This is a genomic window from Halarcobacter ebronensis (genome assembly GCF_013201825.1).
Lineage (GTDB): Bacteria > Campylobacterota > Campylobacteria > Campylobacterales > Arcobacteraceae > Halarcobacter > Halarcobacter ebronensis.
Genome location: NZ_CP053836.1, coordinates 385,132 through 408,585 on the forward strand (window position 1 = coordinate 385,132; position 23,454 = coordinate 408,585).

General features: G+C 30.2%; 23 protein-coding genes. 16 read left to right on the forward strand and 7 right to left on the reverse strand.

Going from position 1 to position 23,454, the window contains the following annotated elements:
- Window positions 1-6: 6 nt before the first annotated feature.
- Window positions 7-771: a fumarate reductase cytochrome b subunit gene (locus AEBR_RS01980; RefSeq protein ID WP_129088450.1), complete on the reverse strand. Its 765-nt coding sequence runs from the start codon at window positions 769-771 to the stop codon at window positions 7-9.
- 118 nt (window positions 772-889) lie between these two features.
- Complete coding sequence (locus AEBR_RS01985) at window positions 890-2,212, reverse strand: alanine/glycine:cation symporter family protein (RefSeq protein ID WP_128979752.1); 1,323 nt, start codon at window positions 2,210-2,212, stop codon at window positions 890-892.
- 259 nt (window positions 2,213-2,471) lie between these two features.
- Here AEBR_RS01985 and trxB point away from each other — a divergent pair, with 259 nt between their 5' ends.
- Genes trxB through mnmL form a run of 4 tightly spaced genes read left to right on the forward strand, consistent with a single transcriptional unit; the run spans window position 2,472 to window position 6,533 of the window.
- A complete protein-coding gene (gene trxB / locus AEBR_RS01990) occupies window positions 2,472-3,401 on the forward strand; it encodes a thioredoxin-disulfide reductase (protein ID WP_129086839.1) in 930 nt (309 codons plus the stop codon).
- Window positions 3,402-3,414: 13 nt separating this feature from the next.
- Window positions 3,415-4,185 carry a 4-hydroxy-tetrahydrodipicolinate reductase gene (gene dapB, locus AEBR_RS01995; RefSeq protein WP_129086840.1) on the forward strand — a complete coding sequence of 257 codons (771 nt, stop codon included), beginning with the start codon at window positions 3,415-3,417 and terminating at the stop codon, window positions 4,183-4,185.
- Window positions 4,186-4,207: 22 nt separating this feature from the next.
- Entirely contained in the window at window positions 4,208-5,557 is a 1,350-nt protein-coding gene (gene purF, locus AEBR_RS02000) for an amidophosphoribosyltransferase (RefSeq protein ID WP_129086841.1), read from the forward strand.
- Window positions 5,532-6,533, forward strand: coding sequence for a tRNA modification radical SAM protein MnmL/YtqA (gene mnmL, locus AEBR_RS02005; protein ID WP_129086842.1), 1,002 nt, complete (start codon window positions 5,532-5,534; stop codon window positions 6,531-6,533). Before purF ends, mnmL begins: the two co-directional genes overlap by 26 nt.
- Before the next feature lie 17 nt (window positions 6,534-6,550).
- On the opposite strand, the gene AEBR_RS02010 is transcribed toward mnmL, so the two are convergent.
- Entirely contained in the window at window positions 6,551-7,447 is an 897-nt protein-coding gene (locus AEBR_RS02010) for a LysR family transcriptional regulator (protein WP_129086843.1), read from the reverse strand.
- 118 nt (window positions 7,448-7,565) lie between these two features.
- Between AEBR_RS02010 and AEBR_RS02015 the strand changes: the two genes are divergently transcribed.
- From AEBR_RS02015 to AEBR_RS02070, 12 genes are all read left to right on the forward strand, one after another.
- Window positions 7,566-9,620, forward strand: a complete 2,055-nt coding sequence (locus AEBR_RS02015) for an ATP-dependent helicase (RefSeq protein ID WP_129086844.1) — start codon at window positions 7,566-7,568, stop codon at window positions 9,618-9,620.
- A 7-nt stretch (window positions 9,621-9,627) separates the two neighbouring features.
- Window positions 9,628-10,482 carry a tRNA pseudouridine(55) synthase TruB gene (truB, locus tag AEBR_RS02020; RefSeq protein WP_129086845.1) on the forward strand — a complete coding sequence of 285 codons (855 nt, stop codon included), beginning with the start codon at window positions 9,628-9,630 and terminating at the stop codon, window positions 10,480-10,482.
- Entirely contained in the window at window positions 10,475-11,239 is a 765-nt protein-coding gene (locus AEBR_RS02025; RefSeq protein ID WP_129086846.1) for a 4-(cytidine 5'-diphospho)-2-C-methyl-D-erythritol kinase, read from the forward strand. The genes truB and AEBR_RS02025 overlap by 8 nt, the downstream gene beginning before the upstream one ends.
- Window positions 11,232-11,702 carry an SsrA-binding protein SmpB gene (gene smpB, locus AEBR_RS02030; RefSeq protein WP_128979770.1) on the forward strand — a complete coding sequence of 157 codons (471 nt, stop codon included), beginning with the start codon at window positions 11,232-11,234 and terminating at the stop codon, window positions 11,700-11,702. Before AEBR_RS02025 ends, smpB begins: the two co-directional genes overlap by 8 nt.
- 191 nt (window positions 11,703-11,893) lie before the next feature.
- The gene (ccoN, locus tag AEBR_RS02035; RefSeq protein ID WP_128979772.1) at window positions 11,894-13,360 is read left to right on the forward strand and encodes a cytochrome-c oxidase, cbb3-type subunit I; all 1,467 of its coding nucleotides are present in this window, start codon (window positions 11,894-11,896) and stop codon (window positions 13,358-13,360) included.
- A 14-nt stretch (window positions 13,361-13,374) separates the two neighbouring features.
- Window positions 13,375-14,058, forward strand: a complete 684-nt coding sequence (gene ccoO / locus AEBR_RS02040; RefSeq protein ID WP_128979774.1) for a cytochrome-c oxidase, cbb3-type subunit II — start codon at window positions 13,375-13,377, stop codon at window positions 14,056-14,058.
- A gap of 8 nt (window positions 14,059-14,066) precedes the next feature.
- Window positions 14,067-14,291, forward strand: coding sequence for a CcoQ/FixQ family Cbb3-type cytochrome c oxidase assembly chaperone (locus tag AEBR_RS02045; protein WP_128979776.1), 225 nt, complete (start codon window positions 14,067-14,069; stop codon window positions 14,289-14,291).
- Between the two features lies 1 nt (window position 14,292).
- Window positions 14,293-15,183, forward strand: coding sequence for a c-type cytochrome (locus tag AEBR_RS02050; protein WP_128979778.1), 891 nt, complete (start codon window positions 14,293-14,295; stop codon window positions 15,181-15,183).
- Window position 15,184: 1 nt separating this feature from the next.
- Window positions 15,185-15,424 carry a DUF4006 family protein gene (locus tag AEBR_RS02055; RefSeq protein WP_128979780.1) on the forward strand — a complete coding sequence of 80 codons (240 nt, stop codon included), beginning with the start codon at window positions 15,185-15,187 and terminating at the stop codon, window positions 15,422-15,424.
- Between the two features lie 102 nt (window positions 15,425-15,526).
- Window positions 15,527-16,153 (forward strand): hypothetical protein, encoded by a 627-nt coding sequence (locus tag AEBR_RS02060; protein WP_129086847.1) that lies wholly within the window; start codon window positions 15,527-15,529, stop codon window positions 16,151-16,153.
- Window positions 16,154-16,165: 12 nt separating this feature from the next.
- A complete protein-coding gene (locus tag AEBR_RS02065) occupies window positions 16,166-16,726 on the forward strand; it encodes a hypothetical protein (RefSeq protein WP_129086848.1) in 561 nt (186 codons plus the stop codon).
- Window positions 16,716-19,070 carry a PD-(D/E)XK nuclease family protein gene (locus AEBR_RS02070; RefSeq protein ID WP_129086849.1) on the forward strand — a complete coding sequence of 785 codons (2,355 nt, stop codon included), beginning with the start codon at window positions 16,716-16,718 and terminating at the stop codon, window positions 19,068-19,070. Before AEBR_RS02065 ends, AEBR_RS02070 begins: the two co-directional genes overlap by 11 nt.
- A 55-nt stretch (window positions 19,071-19,125) precedes the next feature.
- Here the strand turns inward: AEBR_RS02070 and AEBR_RS02075 are convergent, their stop codons facing one another.
- The 4 genes from AEBR_RS02075 to AEBR_RS02090 form a co-directional block, all read right to left on the reverse strand.
- Window positions 19,126-20,274, reverse strand: coding sequence for a major outer membrane protein (locus tag AEBR_RS02075; RefSeq protein WP_164969462.1), 1,149 nt, complete (start codon window positions 20,272-20,274; stop codon window positions 19,126-19,128).
- Window positions 20,275-20,384: 110 nt separating this feature from the next.
- A complete protein-coding gene (gene prfB / locus AEBR_RS02080) occupies window positions 20,385-21,485 on the reverse strand; it encodes a peptide chain release factor 2 (protein WP_129086851.1) in 1,101 nt (366 codons plus the stop codon).
- Window positions 21,485-22,120: a c-type cytochrome gene (locus AEBR_RS02085; RefSeq protein ID WP_129086852.1), complete on the reverse strand. Its 636-nt coding sequence runs from the start codon at window positions 22,118-22,120 to the stop codon at window positions 21,485-21,487. The genes prfB and AEBR_RS02085 overlap by 1 nt, the downstream gene beginning before the upstream one ends.
- 122 nt (window positions 22,121-22,242) lie before the next feature.
- Window positions 22,243-23,430 (reverse strand): major outer membrane protein, encoded by a 1,188-nt coding sequence (locus tag AEBR_RS02090; protein WP_129086853.1) that lies wholly within the window; start codon window positions 23,428-23,430, stop codon window positions 22,243-22,245.
- Window positions 23,431-23,454: the final 24 nt, after the last annotated feature.

Below are 23,454 nucleotides of genomic sequence, written 5' to 3' on the forward strand. Positions count from 1 at the left end.
ACACCTTTACTTTGTTATTTCTATTGAATTATTTGGATTATATTTCATTGGAAGATGATCAGCTCTTTCAACACCAATTTTAACGTATGTAAGTAATGTCGCAACTCCTAAAGCTAAAAAGAAGATACTTACAAATTTTTTTGCTTTAATCATTTTTTGTCTAGTCTCTTTAGGATTCTTACCATCAAACCATCCCCATTTCATTGCAGCTCTGTATAGCCCAATTGACCCATGTAATTCAACACAGATAAGAAGAACCATATATAAAAGCCACATATTCTCACTTACTACTCTGTGTGAACTTGCATATGGCCCAATATTTTCAGGTTGAGTAAACATAATATAAAGGTGAATCATAGCTATGAACATCATTATAAAACCACTAATCCATTGAAACATCCACATTGATGTATCTGAATGTTTCATCATTTTAGAGTGTTCTCTTATTTTTAAATAAGCTTTATATGAAGTTGGAAACTTTCTAACACCTAAAATTGCATGAACTATAAAGATTATAGTTACTATTGCAACAAATACGCTTACTATAATAGGTAAGCCTCCATCAAAAATGAAATCCAATTCAAACATTTTTGTTACTGTGTACATTGTTTTTTCACCAAATAATATTGTTGATACAAAAAACATATGTGCCATCATAAAAATCGCAAGTAGTACACCTGAAGCAGTTAATGCTTTATCTAATGTTGCTGGTGTTCTACTCTTCTTCCCTTCAGAGGTAACCCCTGTATAGGCTTCAATAATTTCTTCCATCTATTCTCCTTCGTTAGAATTATTATTTGGGAAGTATATAGGGAGAATATGTCTTTAATATGGCATTAAAAAAAATTTTTAAATTTTAATTTATTTCTAGTACAAGCAGAAGCTTGTACTATTTTTTGAAGTATCTGTTAGTTTCTTCAGTTATAACTTTAGAAAGTAGAAGGAGAGCTATTAAGTTAGGAATTGCCATTAAACCATTAGCTAGGTCTGAAAAATTCCATACAAGTTTAAGTTCAGTCATTGCTCCAACAACAATAAAACTAACAAAAATAATTCTGTAAAGTTTTATTGATTTTGAACCGAAAATATATTCGAAGGCTCTCTCTCCATAATAAGACCAACCAAGAATTGTTGAATATCCAAATAATATTGTTGCTATTACTATAATAATTGAACCAAAATCACCTAAAAAGAAGTGAAAACTTTTTAATGTTAATTCTCCAGCATTACCACCAGTAGTCCAAATTGGAGCCATAAGAATAATAACTGCTGTCATTGTACATACAAGTAATGTGTCAATAAATGTTTGAGTCATAGAAACTAAAGCTTGTTTTACAGGGTCATCGGTTTTGGCTGCTGCTGCTGCAATAGGAGCAGAACCAAGACCTGATTCATTTGAAAATACACCCCTTGCAATACCATATCTAATTGCTGCTGCAACTGCTGCTCCTGCAAAACCACCACCCGCTGCAATTGGATTAAAAGCATGATAAAAAATCAAATAGAATGCATTACCAACTTTGTCAAAGTTAGTAACAATTATTGCAAAAGAAGTAAGAAGATATATAATAATCATAAATGGGATTAAAAAAGATGTTGTTTTCCCAATTGATTTAATACCACCAATAACAACAAAAGATGTAATTGTAAGTAAAACTATACCTGTAACCCAAGTTGGTATGTCAAATTGTGAATATAGTGCATTTGCGACTGCATTTGATTGAGTCATATTACCAATTCCAAAAGATGCAATAACTGTAAATAGTGCAAAGGCAAAAGCTAATTTGTGCATTTTTAATCCATTTGCCAAGTAATACATAGGTCCACCTTTATACCCATGTTTACCTTTTTCTCTATATTTAACAGCTAAAATTGCTTCAGAATATTTTGTGGCCATACCAACAAGCCCTGTAACCCACATCCAAAATACTGCACCAGGTCCACCAAATGTGATAGCAGTAGCTACACCAACAATATTACCTATTCCAACTGTTGCTGCAAGTGCTGTCATAAGAGCTTGAAAATGTGATATATCACCTTTTGCACTTTTTTCATCTTTGAATATTAGTTTTACAGCATGACCTAATGCCCAAAACTGCATACCTTTTAATCTTATTGTTAAATATAATCCCGTTCCAACTAATAGTATAAGCATAGGAACACCCCATACAAAACTAGAAGCTGAAGATATAAAATTATCTAGTAGTTCCATTATAAAGCCTTTATTTAAAAGTCTATATAATACCTTAAAGTAAGTTAATAAAATATCAATAAAATTTAATCAAAGTTAATCTTTAGAAGAAATGTAGTTTAATACGATAAAAATTACTAAAGGAAAAATATTTTCCATAATTGATTAACCAAATACTTAATATTATTTTAGTATTATTATGCCCTTATATTAAATAAGTGCATAATAGGGTTTTATGGATTATGTTTTTATTTGGTATAAACAGAAAAGGATGTATTCAATGTTAGATTTAGCTATTATTGGTGGAGGTCCAGCTGGGCTTACTGCTGGGTTATATGCAACAAGAGGTGGTTTAAAAAACGTAACTATGTTCGAGATGGGTATGACAGGTGGACAAATCACAGGTAGTTCAGAGATAGAGAACTATCCAGGACAAGGTGCAATTGTATCAGGTATGGATTTAATGCAAAGTTGGCCAGAGCAGTGCCAAAGATTTGGTTTAAAACATGAGATGAATCAAGTTTCTAAAGTTACAAAAAGTGGTGATGTTTTTACTGTAACAACTGCAGATGGGAAAACTCAAGAAGCAAAATCGGTTCTATTAGCAACTGGTTCAGTTCCTAGACGTGCTGGATTTAAAGGTGAGAAAGAGTTTTTTGGTAGAGGAATTTCTACTTGTGCAACTTGTGATGGATTTTTTTATAAAGGTAAAGAAGTAGCACTAATTGGTGGTGGAGACTCTGCTTTAGAAGAGGCTGTTTATCTTTCAAAAATTTGTTCAAAAGTATATTTAGTACATAGAAGAGATACATATAGAGCAGCTCCAAGTACAATTGAACATATGAAAGCTTGTGAAAATATTGAAGAAGTAACAAATGTAATGGTTGAAGAAGTTTATGGTGATGCATCAGGTGTTACAGGATTAAAAGTAAAAAATAGAGACAGAGGGGAAATTAGAGATTTAGCAGTACCTGGTGTTTTTGTTTTTGTAGGTAGAGATGTATTAAATGAACCATTAAAACAAGATGATGGTACATTCCTTTGTGATGTAAATGACCAAGGTGAAGTTATTGTTGACTTAAGAATGAGAACTTCTGTTCCTGGCCTTTATGCAGCAGGTGATGTTAGAATTGAAGCTGCAAAACAAGTTGTTTGTGCAGCAGGTGATGGTGCGACAGCAGCAGTAAACATAATTGAATATTTAGGATAAAAGGTAAAATTAGATGGTAAATGTAGGTATTGTAGGAAGTACAGGTAGAGTTGGTACACTTTTAATTGATGATTTAGCTTTGGATCAAGAGGCTAAACTTTCAGCTTGTCATGTATTTGATAAACTTACAAAAAGTGTGCCAGAGGGTACAGTTGTAACAAATAGTATGAAAGAGTTACTTAATTCTTGTGATGTTGTAATTGACTTTTCTGCCCCTACTGCTACACAAAGCCTACTAGAAGAGGTAATTGAAAATGGTGGAAAGCCATTGGTAATTGCTACAACAGGATTTAATAAGCATCAACAAAATTTGCTTATTGAAGCTTCTAAAATAGTACCTATTTTATATGCTACAAATATGAGCTTGGGAGTTGCAGTACTAAATAAATTAGTTGCACTTGCAAGTAAAGCCTTAAGAGAGTTTGATTGTGAGATTGTTGAACAACACCATAGATATAAAGTTGACTCTCCATCTGGAACAGCACTAACTTTAGCAGAAAATGCTGCAAAAGCAAGAGATTTAGATCTTGATGCAGTGAGAGTTTCTGGAAGAGACGGTGAAATTGGTGCAAGAACTAAAGATGAAATTGGTGTAATGAGTTTAAGAGGTGGTGATATTGTTGGAAGACATACAGTTGGTCTTTATAATGATGGTGAATTTATTGAATTAAATCATACAGCAACATCAAGAAATACATTCTCTAAAGGAGCTATAAAAGCTTCAAAATGGCTTGTTAACCAAGAGCCAGGATTATACTCAATTAATGACTGTTTGGGTCTTTAATAATAAGGTAAAGGTTTTATAAATGTGTGCAATAGTTGGTATTTATGGTAATGAAAATGCAGCAAGATTAGCCTCTTTGGCTCTTTTCTCTATGCAACATAGGGGACAAGAAGCTACAGGTATATCTTCTTCATGTGATGGAAAAATCTATACAAAAAAAGATAGAGGATTGGTTTCAGAGGTTTTTACCGATGAAGCATTAAAATATTTAAAAGGTGATATGGCAATAGGTCATAATAGATACTCTACAGCAGGTGGAGACTCTATTTTAGATGCCCAGCCAGTTTTTGCAAAGTATAAGTTAGGTGAAATTTCGATAGTTCATAACGGAAACTTAATAAATAAAGATGAAGTAAGAAGAGAGCTTATAGATAACGGTGCAATTTTCCAAACAGGAATGGACACAGAGAATCTTATCCATCTAATAGCAAAGAATTCAAAAGATAGATTAAGAGATAGAATTGAAGAGGCACTGCAAAAGACTATAGGTGCTTACTGCTTTATTATTCAATCAAGAAATAAACAATTTGTTATTAGAGATAGATATGGAATTAGACCACTATCTTTAGGTAAATTAAAATCTGGGGGATACATAGTTGCAAGTGAAACTTGTGCATTTGAGCTTGTAGATGCGAAGTTTATTAGAGATATTAGACCAGGTGAGATGTTAATATTCTCTAAAAAGAGTGATGAACCAGAATCAATTCAACTATTTGAACCTGAATTTAGACCTTGTGCATTTGAGTATGTATATTTTGCAAGACCTGACTCTGAAATAGATGGTAAAAATGTATATAATACAAGAGAAAATATGGGGAAAACACTGGCAAAAAATGATAAAGGAAATGGAATTCATGTTGATATGGTGATTCCTGTTCCAGACTCTGGTGTTCCAGCAGCTCTTGGATATGCTTCTGAGAGTAAAATACCTTTTAAATATGGGATTATTAGAAATCATTATGTGGGACGAACTTTTATTGAACCAACTCAAGAGATGAGAAATATGAAAGTTAAAATGAAACTCTCTCCTATGAGATCACTTATCGAAGGGAAATCTCTTCTTGTAATTGATGACTCTATTGTAAGGGGTACCACTTCAAAAAGAATTGTTAGAATGCTTAAAGAAGCAGGAGCAAAAGAGGTTCACTTTAGAGTAGCAAGTCCAGAGATAAAATATCCTTGTTTTTATGGAATAGATACTCCGTCAAAAGAGGAGTTAATCTCTCATAGAATGACAAAAGAAGAAATTTGTGAGTATATTGAAGCGGACACTTTAGAGTATCTATCAATAGAGGATTTGGTTAACTCTATAGGAAATGACAGACATTATGCCCTAGAAAGTTTTGATGGTGACTATTTCGTTACAAAATAAAAAAACTTCGACAAAAAACAGAGCAAAAGAAGTACTTACTATTGGTAGGTACTTCAAAAAAAAGTTTAAAGAAAAGATTTACAAAGTACCTATCTCTATCTCAGGTTTTACTTGTCCAAATATTGATGGAACAGTAGCGCGTGGAGGATGTAGTTTTTGTGAAAATGACTCTTTTTCTCCAAATTTACAAGAGAGAAAACCTGCTTTTAAACTTAATCCAAGAGTAGAAAAAAATCCATTTTTAGAAAGACAATTAGCACAACTTGAACTACAGTTTAATGCAACAAAAAGTAGACTTGAAAACAAGTTTGGGACAAAAAAATTTATTGTATATTTTCAATCTTTTACAAACACTTATGCTCCTTTGGAAACGCTAAAAGCTTTATACACAAAAGCTCTAAGTTTTGAGAATGTTATTGGATTATCTATTGGTACAAGAACTGATTGTATGACCGATGAGATACTTGATTTTTTAGAAGAGTTATCAAAAGATAAAGAGATTTGGGTGGAGTATGGAATACAATCTTTTTATGATGAGACTTTGGAAAAGATAAATAGAGGTGACGACTCTGCAAATATGCTTAAGTGGATTAAAAAGACTAAACAAAGAGATTTGAAAGTGTGTGGTCATTTAATTTATGGACTTCCTGATGAGACTCAAGAGATGATGTTGGAGACTTTGAAAAAAACTATTGAATTAAAAGTTGATTCAATAAAGTTTCACCCTCTGTATGTGGTTAAAAATACTCTTCTTACAAAAGAGTTTAAAAAAGGATTATTTACTCCAATATCAGAAGAGTTATATATAGATACAGTTGTAAAGTCTATAAAAATGTTACCCGATAATATATCAGTTCAAAGAGTGACTGCTGGAATTGATAATAGTACACTTCTTTCACCTTCATGGTGCAAAAATAAACATCAACAAATAAAAAATATTAGGGAAGCTTTATTAAAAGAGGGATTAAAATACTAAGAGTTTTTCTCTTAGTACTATTTAATTTTTAATAAATAATCAACTACATTTTCAATAAATGCGTCGTGTTTTCTATCTTTTCTATAAGCAATATATAGTTTTCTAGACATTTTATGATTACCAATTCTTGACTCATATAAAGCACCAGCTTTAAGTAAAGACTCAATTGCATTTCTTGATACAATTGAAACAGTTGGTCTATCATTTTTATCTGAGTGTAAAACAGTTTGCACAATTGTTGTTGCACTTGTTACTTCACTTGTTACATCAAATGTATCACAATCTGGATAGTTTGCTTTCTCAAGTGATTCTTTAAAAATTAATCTTGTATGTGAATCAGGATTTCTACATACCCATTTATAAGATACAAGATCAGCAGCTTTTGCTTTTGCAGGTAACTCTTGGTTAGAGAAGATTACAATCTCATCATCCATCCATTCTCTGTAGATAATCTCATCATCAGGAATATAGTTTTCAACAAGCGCCATATCAATTTTCTTATCTAATAAGTCTTCAATAGCTTTATGTGAAACTGAAACATTAATTGAAACATCATTGTTGATGTTCTCTTTCAAGTTATTTAAAAATCTTGGAAGGATATAGTTACCAATAATAAACGATGCACCAAATACAAAAGTTACATCCTTATTCATTATTTTAAGAAGTTCTTTTTCTGCGTTGTTTACACATCGTTCAATTTTTTGTGCAATTGCATAAAGCATCTGTCCTTCTTTGGTTAACCTAATACCATTTTTCTTTCTATCAACAACTTGTACATCAAGATAGTCTTCAATAAATTTCATCTGTTGAGTTACAGCAGGTTGTGAAATACCTAATTTAGCTGAAGCTTTAGAAAAAGATTTTTCTCTAACTACTGTTAAGAAAGTCTCTAATTTTGCAAAATCTGTTAACATTCTTGAATACCTTTTATAATTTGTAATGATAATAATAACATTTGTTTATAGATAAAAATATTAAAGAAGAGTTAATTTATAGAAAATATGATATAATTTATATATAAATGGAGAAGAAATGTCGGAAAATTTTTTAAATTCACTTAATGAATCGCAGAAAATAGCTGCTCAACATATCGATGGCTCTTTATTAATTTTAGCAGGAGCTGGGTCTGGTAAAACTAAAACAATTACTACTAGACTTGCATATTTAATCTCTATTGGAATTGATCCAAGCTCTATTTTAACGCTGACTTTTACTAATAAAGCGGCAACTGAGATGAGAGAAAGAGCTTATGCTATGATAGATTCTTCTTCTGTAAACACTCCACCACTTCTTTGTACTTTTCACAAATTTGGATTACTTTTTTTAAAATTTCATATGAGTGAATTAAATAGAAAGAACTCATTTATTATTATTGATAATGACGATAAAAAAAGAATTTTAAAAACAATTGATAAAGAAATAACGACATCATTATTGGTTTCAGAGATCTCAAAATATAAGAATACATTATTAACTCCAAGTGAAGCAAAAATAGCAGCACAACTTAAACTTTACCAACAAATTGCTGATATTTATGAAAAATATGAAGCTTACCTTTTAAAAAACAATCTAGTTGACTTTGATGATTTATTACTTCTTCCTTATCTTATTTTGGAAAAAAATGAGGAGTTAGCCAAGCAAACCAGCCAAAGATATCAGTTTATAATGGTAGATGAGTATCAAGATACAAATGAATTACAATATAAACTACTAAGAAAACTTTGTACTACACACAACAACCTTTGTGTTGTTGGTGATGATGACCAATCTATTTATGGTTGGAGAGGTGCAACAATTAAAAATATTCTAAATTTTGCAGATAATTTTAAAGATACAAAAATTGTTAAGTTAGAAGAGAACTATAGATCTACTGATACAATCTTAGAACACGCTAATCAATTAATAGAACACAATAGAGACAGACTTGGTAAAAAGCTTATTGGAACCAGAGAAAAGGGTGAGAGTGTAAAAGTTTATGAATCAAGTGACGAAAATGAAGAGACAAGAAAAATAATTGATGATATAACTAAACTTGTAGCAAGGGGTGAATCTGCAAGAAATATTGCAATTTTATTTAGGGTAAATGCACTTTCAAGATCTTTGGAAGAGGGGTTTAATAGAGCTGGAATAAACTATAGACTTATTGGTGGAATGAAGTTCTATGAAAGAGCAGAGATTAAAGATTTAATTGCATACTTTAGACTTTTAACAAATTCTACTGATAATTTTTCACTAAAAAGAGTGGCTAACAAACCAAAAAGAGGGATAGGAAAAACAACACTCGATAAACTAGATGATTTATCAAATGAGACAAAAAAACCTATTTTTAATATTTTAGAAGAGTATTCTCCTGAGGAGTTATCAACCATTGTTGGAAAGAAAAACTCAAGAACTTTAAAAGTTTTTATAGCTTCTATTATGGATTTAAGAGATATGTTAGAGGAATCAAAGATGAGATTTCTTGACTCATTTGAAGAGACTTTTGATTATAGAGCCTCTTTTGATAATGTTCCTGATGGTTTTGATAGACAAGGGAATATTGATGAGTTTTATGGATATATTAGAGATTTTTTTATTCAAAATCCACACTTAAATTTAGAAGATTTTTTAAATGAAATTGCTTTAGAGTCTGAACAAAGCGAGTTAACAGATCAAGCTGTATCAATGATGAGTATTCACTCTTCAAAAGGTTTAGAGTATAAACATCTATTTGTAATTGGACTTGAAGAAGGATTTTTCCCTATAATTGGTGATGGAAGTGACATAGAAGAGGAGAGAAGATTGGGATATGTTGCCCTAACAAGAGCTATGGATACTTTAACTCTCTCATTTGTTCATTCTAGATTTTACAAAGGTAAAAGAGCTACTTTATTAAAGAGTAGATTTTTAAGTGAATCAGGCCTTATAAAAGGAAGCCTTACAATAGAAAAACAATCTTCATATAAAAAAGGGGATTTAGTTCAACACAAAATCTTTGGTATGGGACGAGTTCAAAAAGCAGAAAAGGCTGGCAAAGATTTTAAACTAACCATAAACTTTGGTGGGCAAAGAAGGGATATTCTTTCATCATTTGTTGAAAAAATCTAAATAATTTATGCAAAAAAGATTATACGATAATACTCAATTAAATAAATTAATTGTAGTAAATAAACCAATATTTAAAAGTTCAAACTCATATTTAAATGAGATAAAAAGAAAATATAGAAATAAAAAAGCTGGGTTTAGTGGAACTTTAGATCCCTTTGCTTGCGGCTGTTTAATTGTTGCTTTTGGACAATATTCTAAGCTTTTCCAATATCTTAAAAAAACACCCAAAACTTATAGAGCAGTTGTTTGGTTAGGTGCAACTTCTGAATCTTTAGATATTGAGAATATTATTGAAATAAAAGAAGAAAAAAGAATAAATATTGAAATTTTAAATAAAGAGATTCAAAACTTAGTAGGAGAACATAAATACTATCCTCCAAAATTTTCAGCAAAAAAAATTGATGGGAAAAGAGCATATGACTTGGCAAGAAGTGGTCAAGAAGTTGATATGAAACTCTCAACAATGCAAGTTATAGATACTAAATTTATCTCATATAAACACCCTTTTGTAACCTTTGAAGCAACTGTAAGTGAAGGCTCATATATAAGAAGTTTAGCTCAGATTTTATTGGAAAAATTAGAGGTAAAAGGTACACTAAGTTTTTTAAATAGATTAAATGAGGGTGCATTTAAATTTGAAGATGAAAAAGAGCTAAATCCTTTAGATTATCTAGATTTAAAAGAGAATATCTATATGGGAGACAAAAGCTATTTTGAAAATGGCAAAAAGATACAAAAGGGATATTTTAAGTTTCAAGAAAATGGGGAGTATCTTATAAAATTTGATGATTTTTTTAGTATAATCCAAATTCAAAATGATGAAGTTAAATATCTATTAAATAAGGTTCAAGTAAGTGGTTAGAAGATCTTTTGCAAAAGTTAACATCTTTTTAAAAATTGCAGGCAAAAGAGGAGATTATCATGAGATAGTCTCTAGGTTTGCCATTGTACCTTCATTATATGACATAATAAGTTTTGACGAAGGAATTTTCAGTGACTTTACACTTGTTGGGAATTTTGGATGTGAAACTAAAAAAAATACAATATATAAAGCTTATTTGAAACTAAAAGAACTTTCATCTGAAGTTGAAGAATATTTTAAAAAACATTGTGTAATTGTAGATAAAACTATTCCAGAGTTTGCAGGACTTGGAGGTGGAAGTTCAAATGCTGCAATATTTATGTTAATGGTAAATGAAGTTTGTTCTTTAAATCTTTCAAAAGATGAACTGGCAAAAATAGGTGTTCAAATTGGTGCAGATGTACCTTTTTTTATATATGAGTACAATAGTGCAAATGTAACGGGTATTGGAGAGATTGTTGAAAAATTTGATGAAGAACCTTTAGACTTTGAAGTAATTACACCTAAAATAGAGTGTAATACTGGAAAAATATTTACATCTTTTAGAAAAAATCATTATAAAGAGCTTGATAATAAATTAAAAGAGAAGTTATTAAATATGAAATCAAAAGATATTTTGTTAAACTACAATATATATGAAGCAAATGACCTCTTTGAATCTTCACTTGATTCTTATCCAGAATTGAATGAATACAATAAAAAAGATTGGTTTTTTAGTGGAAGTGGAAGTTCTTTTTTTAAGGTAATAGATGAGTAAAAAAGAGATTAAAAAAAACTTAGTTTTTAAAAATAGAAAAGCATTTCATGATTATGAGATTTTAGATACATTAGAAGTGGGTGTTGTACTTGAAGGAAGTGAAGTAAAAGCTGCTAGAGAAGGTAGGGTAAATCTAAAAGATACCCATGTGAGAATTATTAAAAATGAAGTATTTGTCTTAAATATGCATATAACTCATCTAAGCACAACTCATTCAACTTATAGACCAGATGAAAGAAGAGCTAGAAAACTTTTATTACATAGAAAAGAGATAGACAAACTTTATTCAAAGGTAACAAAAGATGGAATAACATTAGTGCCATTAAAATTATATTTTAATTCAAAAAATATGATAAAAATGCAAATTGCAACAGCTCGTGGTAAGAAATTGCATGACAAAAGGGAAGATTTGAAGCAAAAAACTATGCAGAGGGATGCACAGCAGGCACTAAAAAACCACTAAAATAGATAATATTAAGAGTTATAGATATCTTCAAACAATCACAATTAATTAATCTAAACTTAAAAAAAAATATTTATTAGATTGATTAAAAAAAGTGTTAATTTTTTGTTAATTTTAAGTTTTCCTTCGATATGATTAGTTCGATAAGTGACAGTAAAGTGACTTGTAAAAAAATTAGTAGGAGGAGATTGATGCAAGACGGTGCTAGAATCGAGTATGATTACTCAATTGCAAAGCTATTCACATTTGCAACAATTCTGTTTGGTATCATTGGTTTAACGTTAGGTGTAGTCTTAGCGTTTCAACTAGCATTTCCTGAGTTAAATCATTTAGCTGGGGAGTATGGTACTTTCAGTAGACTAAGACCATTACACACTAATGGTGTTGCGTTTGGTTTTACTCTAAGTGGTATTTTTGCTACATGGTATTATGTAGGTCAAAGGGTATTAAAAGTATCTCTAAAAGAGTCTCCATTTCTTTTAGCAATAGGTAAACTACATTTTATAGTTTATTTTATTACTATTCTTTTAGCTGTTGTAACGCTATTTGCTGGGATTACAACTTCAAAAGAGTATGCTGAATTAGAATGGCCTTTAGATATTCTTATTGTTGTTTTCTGGGTACTATGGGGTATTGGAATTTTCGGACTTATTGGGATTAGAAGAGAAAGAACACTTTATATCTCTATTTGGTATTATATTGCATGTTTCATAGCTGTTGCAATGTTACACCTATTCAATAGTTTAGAAGTTCCAACAATGTTAGTATCTGGATATGGTTCATGGATTCACTCTGTATCAATGTATGCAGGGTCAAATGATGCATTAGTTCAATGGTGGTATGGGCACAATGCAGTTGCATTCGTATTTACTACACCAATTATTGCTATGATTTATTATTTCTTACCAAAAGAGTCTGGACAAAATGTATACTCTTATAAGTTATCAATCTTAGCATTCTGGGGATTAATGTTTGTATATCTATGGGCAGGTGGACACCACTTAGTTTACTCTACTGTTCCAGACTGGATGCAAACTATGGGTTCTGTAATGTCAGTTGTACTTATTCTTCCATCTTGGGGTTCTGCAATTAATATGCTTTTAACAATGAAAGGTGAGTGGCAACAGTTACAAACTAATACACTTATTAAATTTATGGTATTAGCTTCAACTTTCTATATGTTATCAACAATTGAAGGACCAATTCAATCTATTAAATCTGTTAATGCAATTGCGCACTTTACAGATTGGATTCCAGGTCACGTACATGATGGTGTATTAGGATGGGTTGTATTCATGATTATGGCTGCACTTTTCCATATGGCACCAAGAATGTATGGTAGAGAAATTTACTCTAAATCATTACTAGACACTCAATTCTGGTTACAAACAACTGGTATTGTTTTATATTTTACATCAATGTGGATTGCAGGTATTACACAAGGTATGATGTGGAGAGCATATGATGAATATGGTTCATTAGTTTACTCTTTCATTGATACTGTAACTGTATTACATCCATATTATACAATTAGAGCTGTTGGTGGGTTATTATACCTAATTGGATTCTTTATGTTTGCATACAATATGTACAAAACTGCAACTGCAGGTAGAGTGCTTGATAAAGAGCCAGTAAATGCTTCGCCAGTAGCAGCATAAGAAGGAGGTTTATTATGTTTCATTGGTTTGAACAAAGACCGTTTTTCTTTTCGGTACTGTTATTTATTTTCGTTGCATTTGCAGGTATTGTGGAAGTAATTCCTGATTTTGCAAAACAATCAAGACCTACTGTTGGTACAAAACCATACTCTCTATTAGAGTTAGCAGGTAGACATGTTTATATTAAAGATTCTTGTAATGCTTGCCACTCTCAGTTAATTAGACCATTTAAGTCTGAAACTGACAGATATGGTATGTATTCTTTATCTGGTGAGTATGCTTATGATAGACCATTCTTATGGGGATCAAAAAGAACTGGTCCAGACTTAATGAGAGTTGGTAACTACAGAACTACAGACTGGCATGAAAACCATATGTTAGAGCCTGCATCAGTTGTTCCAGGTTCAATTATGCCAGCTTACCCACATATGTTTACAAATATGGCAGATTTAGATACTGCATATGCGGAAGCATTTACTGTTAAAACAGTATTTAATACACCATATGATATTGATTTAGATGGTGATGGTAAAGTTGATGTTGAGTTAGGTGATTATGAGACAGCTATTGCAAAAGCTAAAGAAGAAGCAAAAGCGATTGCTGCTGATATGAAAAATCAAGCTGTAAAAGATGCCGTGGCTAACGGTCAAGTTCCTCAAATTGTTGCATTAATTGCATATTTAAATTCTTTAAAATAGAGGTTAAAATGGATCAAGAAGCAATACTTACATTTCAAGGCTATGCGAAGTTTTTTCTAGTCTTGGCTGTATTCATCATATTTTACTCTTATGCATATTCTATCTATAAAAGAGATAAAAAGGGTGAGAGAGATTTCGAAAAGTACTCAAAATTAGTACTTGATGATGGAGCTTCTATTGATCCTCTCGAAGATAGAAAAGAAAAAAAAGAGAATAAAGAGAAGGAGAAATAAGATGAAGTCTATGGTTATAGGTGGAATTATTCTTATTATCGCTTTAATGGCAGGAACTTACTTCGTAGCAGGTGATGCTTTTGATAGCGATGATTATATTAATAGTTTAACTATGTTAGGTGCTGTAGCAATTATTACTATTACAGTATTTGTTGCACTTAAATATGTAAATCAAATTAAAAATGATACAGCTAGTGGTGAATTAGCTAATGAAAAATGGGATGGTATAGGTGAATATAAAAACCCTATTCCTACTGGTTGGGGATTAGCATTCGTTGGAACAATGGTTTGGTTATTATGGTACTGGACAGTTGGTTATCCAACAAATGGATTCTCACAAATTGGTCAATGGAATGAAGAAGTAAATGATTATAATGCAAAATTTGCTTCAAAATGGGAAAACCCATCTGAAGATACTTTAGTATCAATGGGTCAATCAGTATTTTTAGTACAATGTGCTCCTTGTCACGGTGTTGATGCTGAAGGTATCAATGGTAAAGCACAAAACTTAACTCACAGAATTTCTAAAGAATCTGTAGAGTATACTATTAAAAATGGTTCAAATAACCTTCAAACTGCTTTCCCAGGTGGAATGCCTCCAATGATGTTAACTGAACAAGCTGATATTGATGCAGTTTCTTCTTATGTTGCTGGTGGTTTCAAGGGTGAACAACCTGCTGCATTTGGAGTTTGTGCTGGATGTCACGGAGCAGACGGTAAAGGTATCGCATTTGTTGGTCCAAATATTGCTGAGTATGATGATACTTTAGTAATGGCTGTATTAACAAATGGTAAAAAAGGACATATTGGTACAATGCCTAATTTCAAAGGTAGATTAAACCCTACACAAGAGAAAGCATTGGCTACTTATATTAGAAGTATAGGAGAGTAAGATGGCTGATAATTCACAAATGAATGATAATGAAAGAGGATTGTTTTCTCTTGTTCATGGTATCACAGGAATGTTAATTGCAGTTGTTTTACTTTTAACAATTTTGGTTGTTTTAGGTTTTAATGCAATTATTGTACAACAAAAAGAAGCACAAAACTTCTATAAAATTAATCAAGACCTTAATGCTTTAAAAGCTAATAGTCCTGATAACCATAAATACTACGACCTCGTTGGTAAATAAGGAGTAAATGATGGATAAAATTATTTGGCTTTTAATGGGAGTTATGGCAGTGGTTTCTGTTTATTTAGGTTTTATTGATTCTACAAGAGTATTTGTTGGTTAATGAAAAACTCTAATTCCTTCAAAGTAGCAGTGATTTCACTGCTACTTTTTTTATCTACAAATATCTATGCAAGCAAATTCGTTTTAAGTGATGATGGATTAATTGACCAAAGGGCAGTTGAAAAAATTGAACAAATTGGTTTAGAATCTCAAAATAAACTTGGTGTAAATATCTATATATATGCAAAAAAATCTTTAGGTCTTGATGAAAATATATCAACAAAAGATAAAATTAAATATATAAAAGAGTACGAATCAAATATTACAAATGGTTTAGCAAAACCATATGTTCTTCTAACAATGTATGTAGAAGATACTCATGTAAATTTAATTATGTCTTCACAGTTAGAAACTGTGCTAAATAAAAATGAAGTTTTAAACGACTATGTTGTACCATTACTTGCTTCAAAAGATAAAAATTCACTATTTGCAAAAGCTAGTGCATCAATGCTAAATGGTTATGCTGCAATTGCAGATATCATTGCTGAATCAAAAAATATTAAACTAGAAAGCAGTATTGGAAGTTCTGGAAAAGTTGCAGGAACTATCTGGAAAGTATTTATGTATACATTGGTTATAGTAGGAATTCTATTATACACTTTTGCAATACTTAAAAGAAAAAAATAGGATGTTTAAATTATGAAAAGAAATTATTGGCCTCTATTTTTCATTGGGATATTTTCATTTGTTTTCTCAATGATTGTATGGACCATTCACTCTGCATTAAAGGTTCCTGTACATAAAGATGAAAGTTTTTTAAGTACTTATCATGATGTTGACAGAGACTATAATAAGATGGTTTCATCAAATATTGATTTTGAAAAAAAATATGATTTTAAAATATATATAAATAATAAAGAGTTTGGATTAGATTTTAAAGATATGTTTTTAGCGCAAAGAGCTATTGAAGAGAAATCAAATCATAAAGATATATTTAGAACAACACAAAATATTATAAAAGTAGTTGCATTAGATAAAAATAATGGTGAAGTTATAAAAAACCTTGATATTCAACTTCAAATAACTGTACCTACAAATGATAGTCATATTATTAATTTGACTTCAAAAGAGTTCTCTTTTGATAAAGGTGAGTATATAGCTAATTTTCCACTACCATACAAAGGAAATTGGAATATTACAGGTAAATTCTTAATTGACCAAAATATAGGTTATTTTTATATAAAATCAAATGCAATCTAGAAAAAAACTTTTAGTTTTTCCAACTTCTAGATCTATAAGGGAGTATGTAAACTCTAAAAAAGAGTTTAATACTCTTCTCCCTTCCATAATTACAATTGATGAGTTTTTTAAAAAATCACTACTTTTTAATAATAGAAAATATTTGGATGAGGATGAAAGAGTTCTTTATTTAAAAGAGGCAGTAAAAAATGTTAATTTAGCTGCATTGGGAATAAACTCATCTTTTAACCATTTTATTAAACAAAGTGATTATATATATAGATTTTTTATTGAGTTAGCAAGTGAAAATGTTGATATAAATTCTATTGAGTCTGTTGATACTTACGATTTTTATAGTGAACATTTAAATATATTAAAAGAGATACAAGCTAACTACTTAAAAATCTTAGATGAAAAGAGTTTTGTTGATAGGGTTAACTTTTCTAAATTCTACTCAATAAATATAGATTTTATAAAAAGATATGAAACAATAGAATTATATTTTGAAGGTTATTTTACAAATTTTGAATTTGAACTAATAAAAGAGATATCAAAACTATCAAAACTAATAATTGAGTTTTATTATTATGAATATAATGAAAAATCAATTGAAAAGTTTATAAATATAGGGATTGAGTTAGAAGTAGGTTATAGATACAAAATTGATTTTTCAAATAGAAAAGTTATTGAAAAAGAGAAAATAGAACAAAATACCAAAACTATTAATATTAAAGGTTTTAGCTCACAAATAAACCAAATTGCATTTATAAAGAAATCAATTGTTGATTTGGTTAATAATGGCGTAGAACCTTCTAAAATAGCTTTAATACTTCCAAATGAATCATTTGCATCAACAATAAAGATTTTTGACAATGAGGGCTATTTTAATTACGCTATGGGCTTAGATATCTATACTAGTAATCTTTTTAGAATTATTGATGGAATATATGCCTATATGAATGAAGATGAAATAAAAAATATAAAGAATCTTGAGTTTATTGAGTGTGATATAACATTTATAGATAATTTATTTAAAAAAAATTGGAACAATGCAATAAGTGAACATCTTTTTGAAGATATGATTGGTTATTTTATTACAAAGGAGAGTAATAAAGAGCTTCTAGAAAAGTTTAAAGAGTTAGTCTATAAACTATATAAGATTATCTTTTCTTTTGGTGAAAAAATACGGTTAAAAGACGCATATAAAATTTTTTATCAGAAAGTATCACAACTTACTTTAGATGATATAAACTCAGGAAAAATAACAGTAATGGGTCTTTTAGAGAGTAGAAGATTAGAGTTTGATGCTATTATAATATGTGATTTTAATGAGAGTCTGATACCAAAGAGAAGTAAAAAAGATAAGTTTTTATCAACAAGGGTAAAAAACAGTGCAAAATTACCAACCTCTTTTGATAGGGAAAATTTACAAAAATATTATTACAAAAGAGTTGTTGACAGTACTAAAACAATAATAATCTCCTATGTAAAAAATGATAATGAACAAATAAGTAGATTTGCAAATGATCTTTTTAAAAATAGTATTGAGAGTAAAGTTTTTGACAATAACTATAAACATATTTTATATAAAAATAAAAGCCTAACTCACTTTGATAAAGAGATTATATTAGATATTGATTTGTCAAAAATTACTTGGAGTGCAAGCTCATTAAAAGAGTTCTTAGAGTGCAAGAGAAAATATTATCTAAATCATATATTAAAAATAAAAGAGCATGATATCTCTTTAAAACCAAAAGGGTATGAACTTGGAAGTATAGTTCATAGTATACTTGAAGAGTTTTATAAACAAAAAGAGTACAACACTAAAAAGGTTGCAGAACTGTTTGATAAATATAGAAGTACAAATAGTTTTTTAAATCTAGATTTAGAACTTTGGAAGAAAAGAGTAGAAGAGTTTATAGTTCTTGATTTAAAGAGAGTAAAAGAGAATAATATAACAATAATAAAACTTGAAAAACCATTTTTGATTGAGTTTAATAATATTAAACTAAGAGGAACAATTGATAGAGTTGAAAAGCAAGCTGGGAATAGTTTTAATGTAATTGATTATAAAACAAGCAGTACTTTAAAAGTAGATACTCTTAAGAATTTTGATAAATCTATAGACTTCCAGCTAGAGTTTTATTATTTAGCTTTAAATGAATTATATAAAAATGACAACATAAGATGTTTTTATTATGATTTATATGAACTTGAACTAAAAGAAGAGATTGCAATAGATGAAAAAATAAAAAGATTAGAAGAGATTCTTTTAAACTTATCAACTACAAGTGTAAACTTTGAAAAATGTGAGAGCTTATCTTCTTGTCAGTTTTGCATCTATAAAGATTTATGTAATAGATAATAAAAAAGGGGCTATTTTACAATAACCCCTTTAGGAAATTGTATAATATCTTTTATTAGAAAGTATATTGTACGTTAAGTCTTCCCATACTTCCATCAGCATCTGAACCATCAACACTATATTCACCGAATTGAACATATGTTTCAAAGTTTTTAGACATTTGGTAAGAAACTTTTCCATAAATTTCATCAACATCATTTGCAGTTTTATAATCTGCTTCAGAGTAGTATAGACCTACATTGATTTTATCTGTAACTTGTGCAGTTGCATGAACATATAAATAATCAGTATCCGCAGAACCATCTGCAGTTACTCTCCAGTGGTAATCCATATTTGTAGCAGCACCTGAATCAATATATACTAATCCACCATTGCTTCCTGATTCACCATATGCAACGAAACCTTCAAAAATACCCATAGTAGCAGTTAATCCTAATTGCCATAATTTTTGATCTTCAGTTGTACCAAGTGCAGTAGCAGCTGCACCTTCAGGGTCTAATTGAGAATATCTAGCAAATGGAGCTAAATTTACTGCACCTAAATCAAAAGAACCATTTACTCCAATTGTATATGCATCAAAGTTATCATCTAAATCAGCATAAAATCCATCAAGAGTTATACCAGCAAAAGTTGCCATTGCACCTAAAACATAAATATCTTTAGAACCACTTAATCCTGTTTCTGCAGAATTAAAGTTTGTTTGGTTGAAGTATGCACCAACTAAAGTAGCAGGTCCAAAGCTATAAACTGCAACAACACCAGTACCAGTTTGTTCGTCACCCATTGAATCTCTTGCAACAGTCCATGGAGTAGCTATACCTTGTTTACCAACAGTAACTGATAAACCTTGAACACCTGTATATGTAAAGTTAACTTCTGAAAGTTGTACATTTACACTTGCATCACCATCAGTAGATGTTCCTAAACCAACAGCATCAGTAGTACCATCTTTACCCATAATAAATCTAGTATTTGCAGTAATATCATCATTTACTTTTGAGCTTACATTTACAGCCATTTTGTAGTTGTTTGTAGCATTATTGTTTGTAGCAGCTTTTGACTCATAGTCATTATATCTGTAAACTACTGTTCCTGATACGTCAACGTTTTTAATAGCTTCTTCTAATGGTTGTGCAAAAGAAGTTGTAGATAATCCAGTAACTGCAACTGCAGCAACAAGACTCATTTTTACGAATTTTGTCATTTTGTTTCCTTTTGAAAATTTGAATCGCAACATAATTATATTAATTTTTTTTTTAAATCTGATTAAAATGTTGTTTATTTTTTAAACTATTGAGAAAAATTTCATTATTATTAAACTTTTTTTGATGTAGCAATCAATACATCCTCAATTATTCTTGTAATATCACCATCTAAAATAGCCGATACATTTGAATAACCAATATTACTTCTAGTATCTTTTACTTGTTGATAGGGTTGTAAAACATAAGATCTTATTTGATGTCCCCAACCAATTTCGCTTTTTTCAATACCGTCAGCTTGTGCCTTTTGTTTCTCAAGTTCAAATTCATATAGTCTTGATTTAAGCATCTTCATTGCACTTGCTTTATTTTTATGTTGAGATCTATCATTTTGACATTGAACTACAATACCTGTTGGAATATGTGTAATCCTAATAGCAGATTCAGTTTTATTTACGTGTTGTCCACCGGCACCACTTGATCTATAAGTATCAATTCTAATATCTTTATCTTCTATTTCAATATCAATATTATCATCAACTTCAGGGCTTACCATAACAGAAGCAAAAGAGGTATGTCTTTTTGCATTTGAGTCAAAAGGAGAGATTCTAACAAGTCTATGAATACCATTTTCAGCTTTTAAATAACCATATGCGTTTTCGCCTTTAATTATAAAAGAGACATCCTTTATACCTGCTTCTTCCCCATCTTGATAATCAAGTAGTTCAACTTTATAATCTTCTCTTTCTGCCCATCTTAGATACATTCTATAAAGAATACTTGCCCAATCCTGTGATTCAGTTCCTCCTGCACCTGGATGAATAGAAACAATTGCATTTAGTGTATCATCTGGATTACTTAACATAACAGAGATTTCTGTAGCTTTAATTAACTGTTCTAAATCTTCTGCTTCATCATAAAGCATCTCTATAGTTTCATCATCTTTTTCATCAACTGCAAGTTCATAAAGTTCATTGGCATTTTCTAAAGCTTGATTGGCTTTATTAAATTTTGAGAGTTTACCTAAAATTCTATTTTTCTCAATACCAATATTTGTTGCAGCAGCAATATCGCTCCAAAAATTTGCATCTGATTCTAACTCTTCAATCTCTTTTAACCTAGTGTTAAGTTCACTAGGTTTTAGTATGTTTTTAATATTTGTAAGTTTTTTATTTAATAGTTTAAGAAGTTCTGTATACTCGTATGCATCCATTATTTTTTAGCTTCTTCTTTCTCATTTATACTTTTTAAATATACATATACATTTTTAATATCATTACTATCCATTGAAAGAGCATAAGGTCTCATAACCATAGCTAATCCTCTATCATAAGTTCCTAGATTATAATCTCTAATAGATAATGTAAAGTCATCTAAATTCAAGCTATTAATAGGTCTTGATACACCTTTTGCTTTTAATTCACCTTTTTCACCATGACATGTAACACATTTATTTTTAAAAAGTTTTTCTCCAGATTTACTTTTTTGAGCATAAATTTGTTGTTTTTTTATCTCAATTTCCTCTTTTTTTCTATCTTCTAATTTTTGTAAGATTTTTTGTTCTAAGGCAGCTTCATCAATAGAAGAAGTAGGTTTTTCATCTTTTTTTAGAATATAGATATAATTTTTACCATCATTTGTAGGTGTAATATTTATATCAGCAACTTCCCATCCCTCTTTTTTCATTTGAGTTAAAGATTTTGTTCCATTACACTCTCCACCATTAAGATTTGTATTCTCAATTGTTGACATATCTTTGTGGTTCTCTTTAAAACACATAGTTGTTTGTGCAGTAGCAATGCTTAAAGTAAAGATTGAAGCTAAAGTAATTGTCGAAAGTAGTCTCATTATTATCCTTATTAATAAATTAAGGATATTTTAGCATAAATTAGTTAAATAAAATTGAGTAAAAAAAAAGGTTAGAGGAAAATCCTCTAACCTAAATGAATTTAGTAGATTAAACTTTCAAATTAGAAAGTGTATTCAACTTGAAGTCTTCCTCTTGTTCCATCAACAACTTCTACACCAGTGTTGTCATCTTTAGTATATTGACCATATCTGATATATCCACCAAAGTTTTTAGACATTTTATATTTAAATTGTGCATATAACTCTTCTTGCTCTGCATTTTCTTCATATTCCATATGAGAGTAATTAGCTGAAACATGAAGTGAAGGTAATGCTTGAACACCAAGTACTACGTTCCAGAAATCTGCATCTTTTTCCCCATTTGGAGTTACATTCCAAGTATTAAATACTGTTTCAGCATCATTATCAAGTGCAACTAAACCACCCTCTTTATCAGTACCAGCGTATTTAATAGAAGCATCAAAGATACCATATTGAGCACTTAATGCAAGTTTCCATAATTCATTATCTGCATTAAAATCATCTGTATCTAATGAAGTATATCTAGCTTCAATCCCTAATTTAAGTGCATCAAGATCAAATTTAGCTTTTGCACCTAAAGTAAATGTATCAAAAAGCTCATCCATATCTAAGTACCAAGCATCTAAAGCAACTGGTCCAATATTTCCCATAATTGCAACTGTCCAAATATCAGTTGCACCTACATTAACTCCAGCAGCAGTTCCAAGATTTCCAAGAGTAGTAGTATCATCACCAGAAACATTTAAGTTAGTTTGGTTAAAGTATGCCGCAGCTAAAGTAACAGGTCCAACATTTGTTAATGCTAAGATACCAGTACCAGTTTGCTCATTTGAATCTGAATCAACAGCTACAGTCCAAGGAGTAGTTAACCCTTGTTTACCAACATTAATTGTAGTATTAGCTAATCCAGTATATGAAAAATAAACATTTGATAATTCTACATCAACACTTGCATCTCCAGAAGTACCAGTATCTAAACTAGCAAGACCTAAGTCATTTGTAGTTGGATTACCAATGATAAATCTAGTAACAGCAGTTACATCATCATTAACTTTAGCTTTAGCAGTTAAACCGATTTTGTAGTTGTTACTTGTTTTATTTGTAGTAGCACCATTGTAATCATCTTGATAATCATTATATCTGTAAACTACAGATCCAGATACGTCAACGTTTTTGATTGCTTCTTCTAGTGGTTTAGCTGAAGCAGCAGATGTGAAACCAGCAACTGCAACAGCAGCTACTAAACTCATTTTTGCGAATTTTTTCATTTGTTCTCCTAATTTTAACAAAAT

Excerpts from the sequence above, each read along its gene's own strand:
- AEBR_RS02085 (WP_129086852.1), bottom strand. The coding sequence starts at position 22,120 with ATGAGACTACTTTCGACAATTACTTTAGCTTCAATCTTTACTTTAAGC.
- AEBR_RS02070 (WP_129086849.1), top strand. The coding sequence starts at position 16,716 with ATGCAATCTAGAAAAAAACTTTTAGTTTTTCCAACTTCTAGATCTATA.
- ccoO (WP_128979774.1), top strand. The coding sequence starts at position 13,375 with ATGTTTCATTGGTTTGAACAAAGACCGTTTTTCTTTTCGGTACTGTTA.
- trxB (WP_129086839.1), top strand. The coding sequence starts at position 2,472 with ATGTTAGATTTAGCTATTATTGGTGGAGGTCCAGCTGGGCTTACTGCT.
- AEBR_RS01980 (WP_129088450.1), bottom strand. The coding sequence starts at position 771 with ATGGAAGAAATTATTGAAGCCTATACAGGGGTTACCTCTGAAGGGAAG.
- ccoN (WP_128979772.1), top strand. The coding sequence starts at position 11,894 with ATGCAAGACGGTGCTAGAATCGAGTATGATTACTCAATTGCAAAGCTA.
- prfB (WP_129086851.1), bottom strand. The coding sequence starts at position 21,485 with ATGGATGCATACGAGTATACAGAACTTCTTAAACTATTAAATAAAAAA.
- AEBR_RS02075 (WP_164969462.1), bottom strand. The coding sequence starts at position 20,274 with ATGACAAAATTCGTAAAAATGAGTCTTGTTGCTGCAGTTGCAGTTACT.
- AEBR_RS02045 (WP_128979776.1), top strand. The coding sequence starts at position 14,067 with ATGGATCAAGAAGCAATACTTACATTTCAAGGCTATGCGAAGTTTTTT.
- purF (WP_129086841.1), top strand. The coding sequence starts at position 4,208 with ATGTGTGCAATAGTTGGTATTTATGGTAATGAAAATGCAGCAAGATTA.
- AEBR_RS02060 (WP_129086847.1), top strand. The coding sequence starts at position 15,527 with ATGAAAAACTCTAATTCCTTCAAAGTAGCAGTGATTTCACTGCTACTT.
- AEBR_RS02055 (WP_128979780.1), top strand. The coding sequence starts at position 15,185 with ATGGCTGATAATTCACAAATGAATGATAATGAAAGAGGATTGTTTTCT.
- AEBR_RS02010 (WP_129086843.1), bottom strand. The coding sequence starts at position 7,447 with ATGTTAACAGATTTTGCAAAATTAGAGACTTTCTTAACAGTAGTTAGA.
- AEBR_RS02015 (WP_129086844.1), top strand. The coding sequence starts at position 7,566 with ATGTCGGAAAATTTTTTAAATTCACTTAATGAATCGCAGAAAATAGCT.
- AEBR_RS02065 (WP_129086848.1), top strand. The coding sequence starts at position 16,166 with ATGAAAAGAAATTATTGGCCTCTATTTTTCATTGGGATATTTTCATTT.
- dapB (WP_129086840.1), top strand. The coding sequence starts at position 3,415 with ATGGTAAATGTAGGTATTGTAGGAAGTACAGGTAGAGTTGGTACACTT.
- mnmL (WP_129086842.1), top strand. The coding sequence starts at position 5,532 with ATGGTGACTATTTCGTTACAAAATAAAAAAACTTCGACAAAAAACAGA.
- smpB (WP_128979770.1), top strand. The coding sequence starts at position 11,232 with ATGAGTAAAAAAGAGATTAAAAAAAACTTAGTTTTTAAAAATAGAAAA.
- AEBR_RS02090 (WP_129086853.1), bottom strand. The coding sequence starts at position 23,430 with ATGAAAAAATTCGCAAAAATGAGTTTAGTAGCTGCTGTTGCAGTTGCT.
- AEBR_RS01985 (WP_128979752.1), bottom strand. The coding sequence starts at position 2,212 with ATGGAACTACTAGATAATTTTATATCTTCAGCTTCTAGTTTTGTATGG.
- truB (WP_129086845.1), top strand. The coding sequence starts at position 9,628 with ATGCAAAAAAGATTATACGATAATACTCAATTAAATAAATTAATTGTA.
- AEBR_RS02050 (WP_128979778.1), top strand. The coding sequence starts at position 14,293 with ATGAAGTCTATGGTTATAGGTGGAATTATTCTTATTATCGCTTTAATG.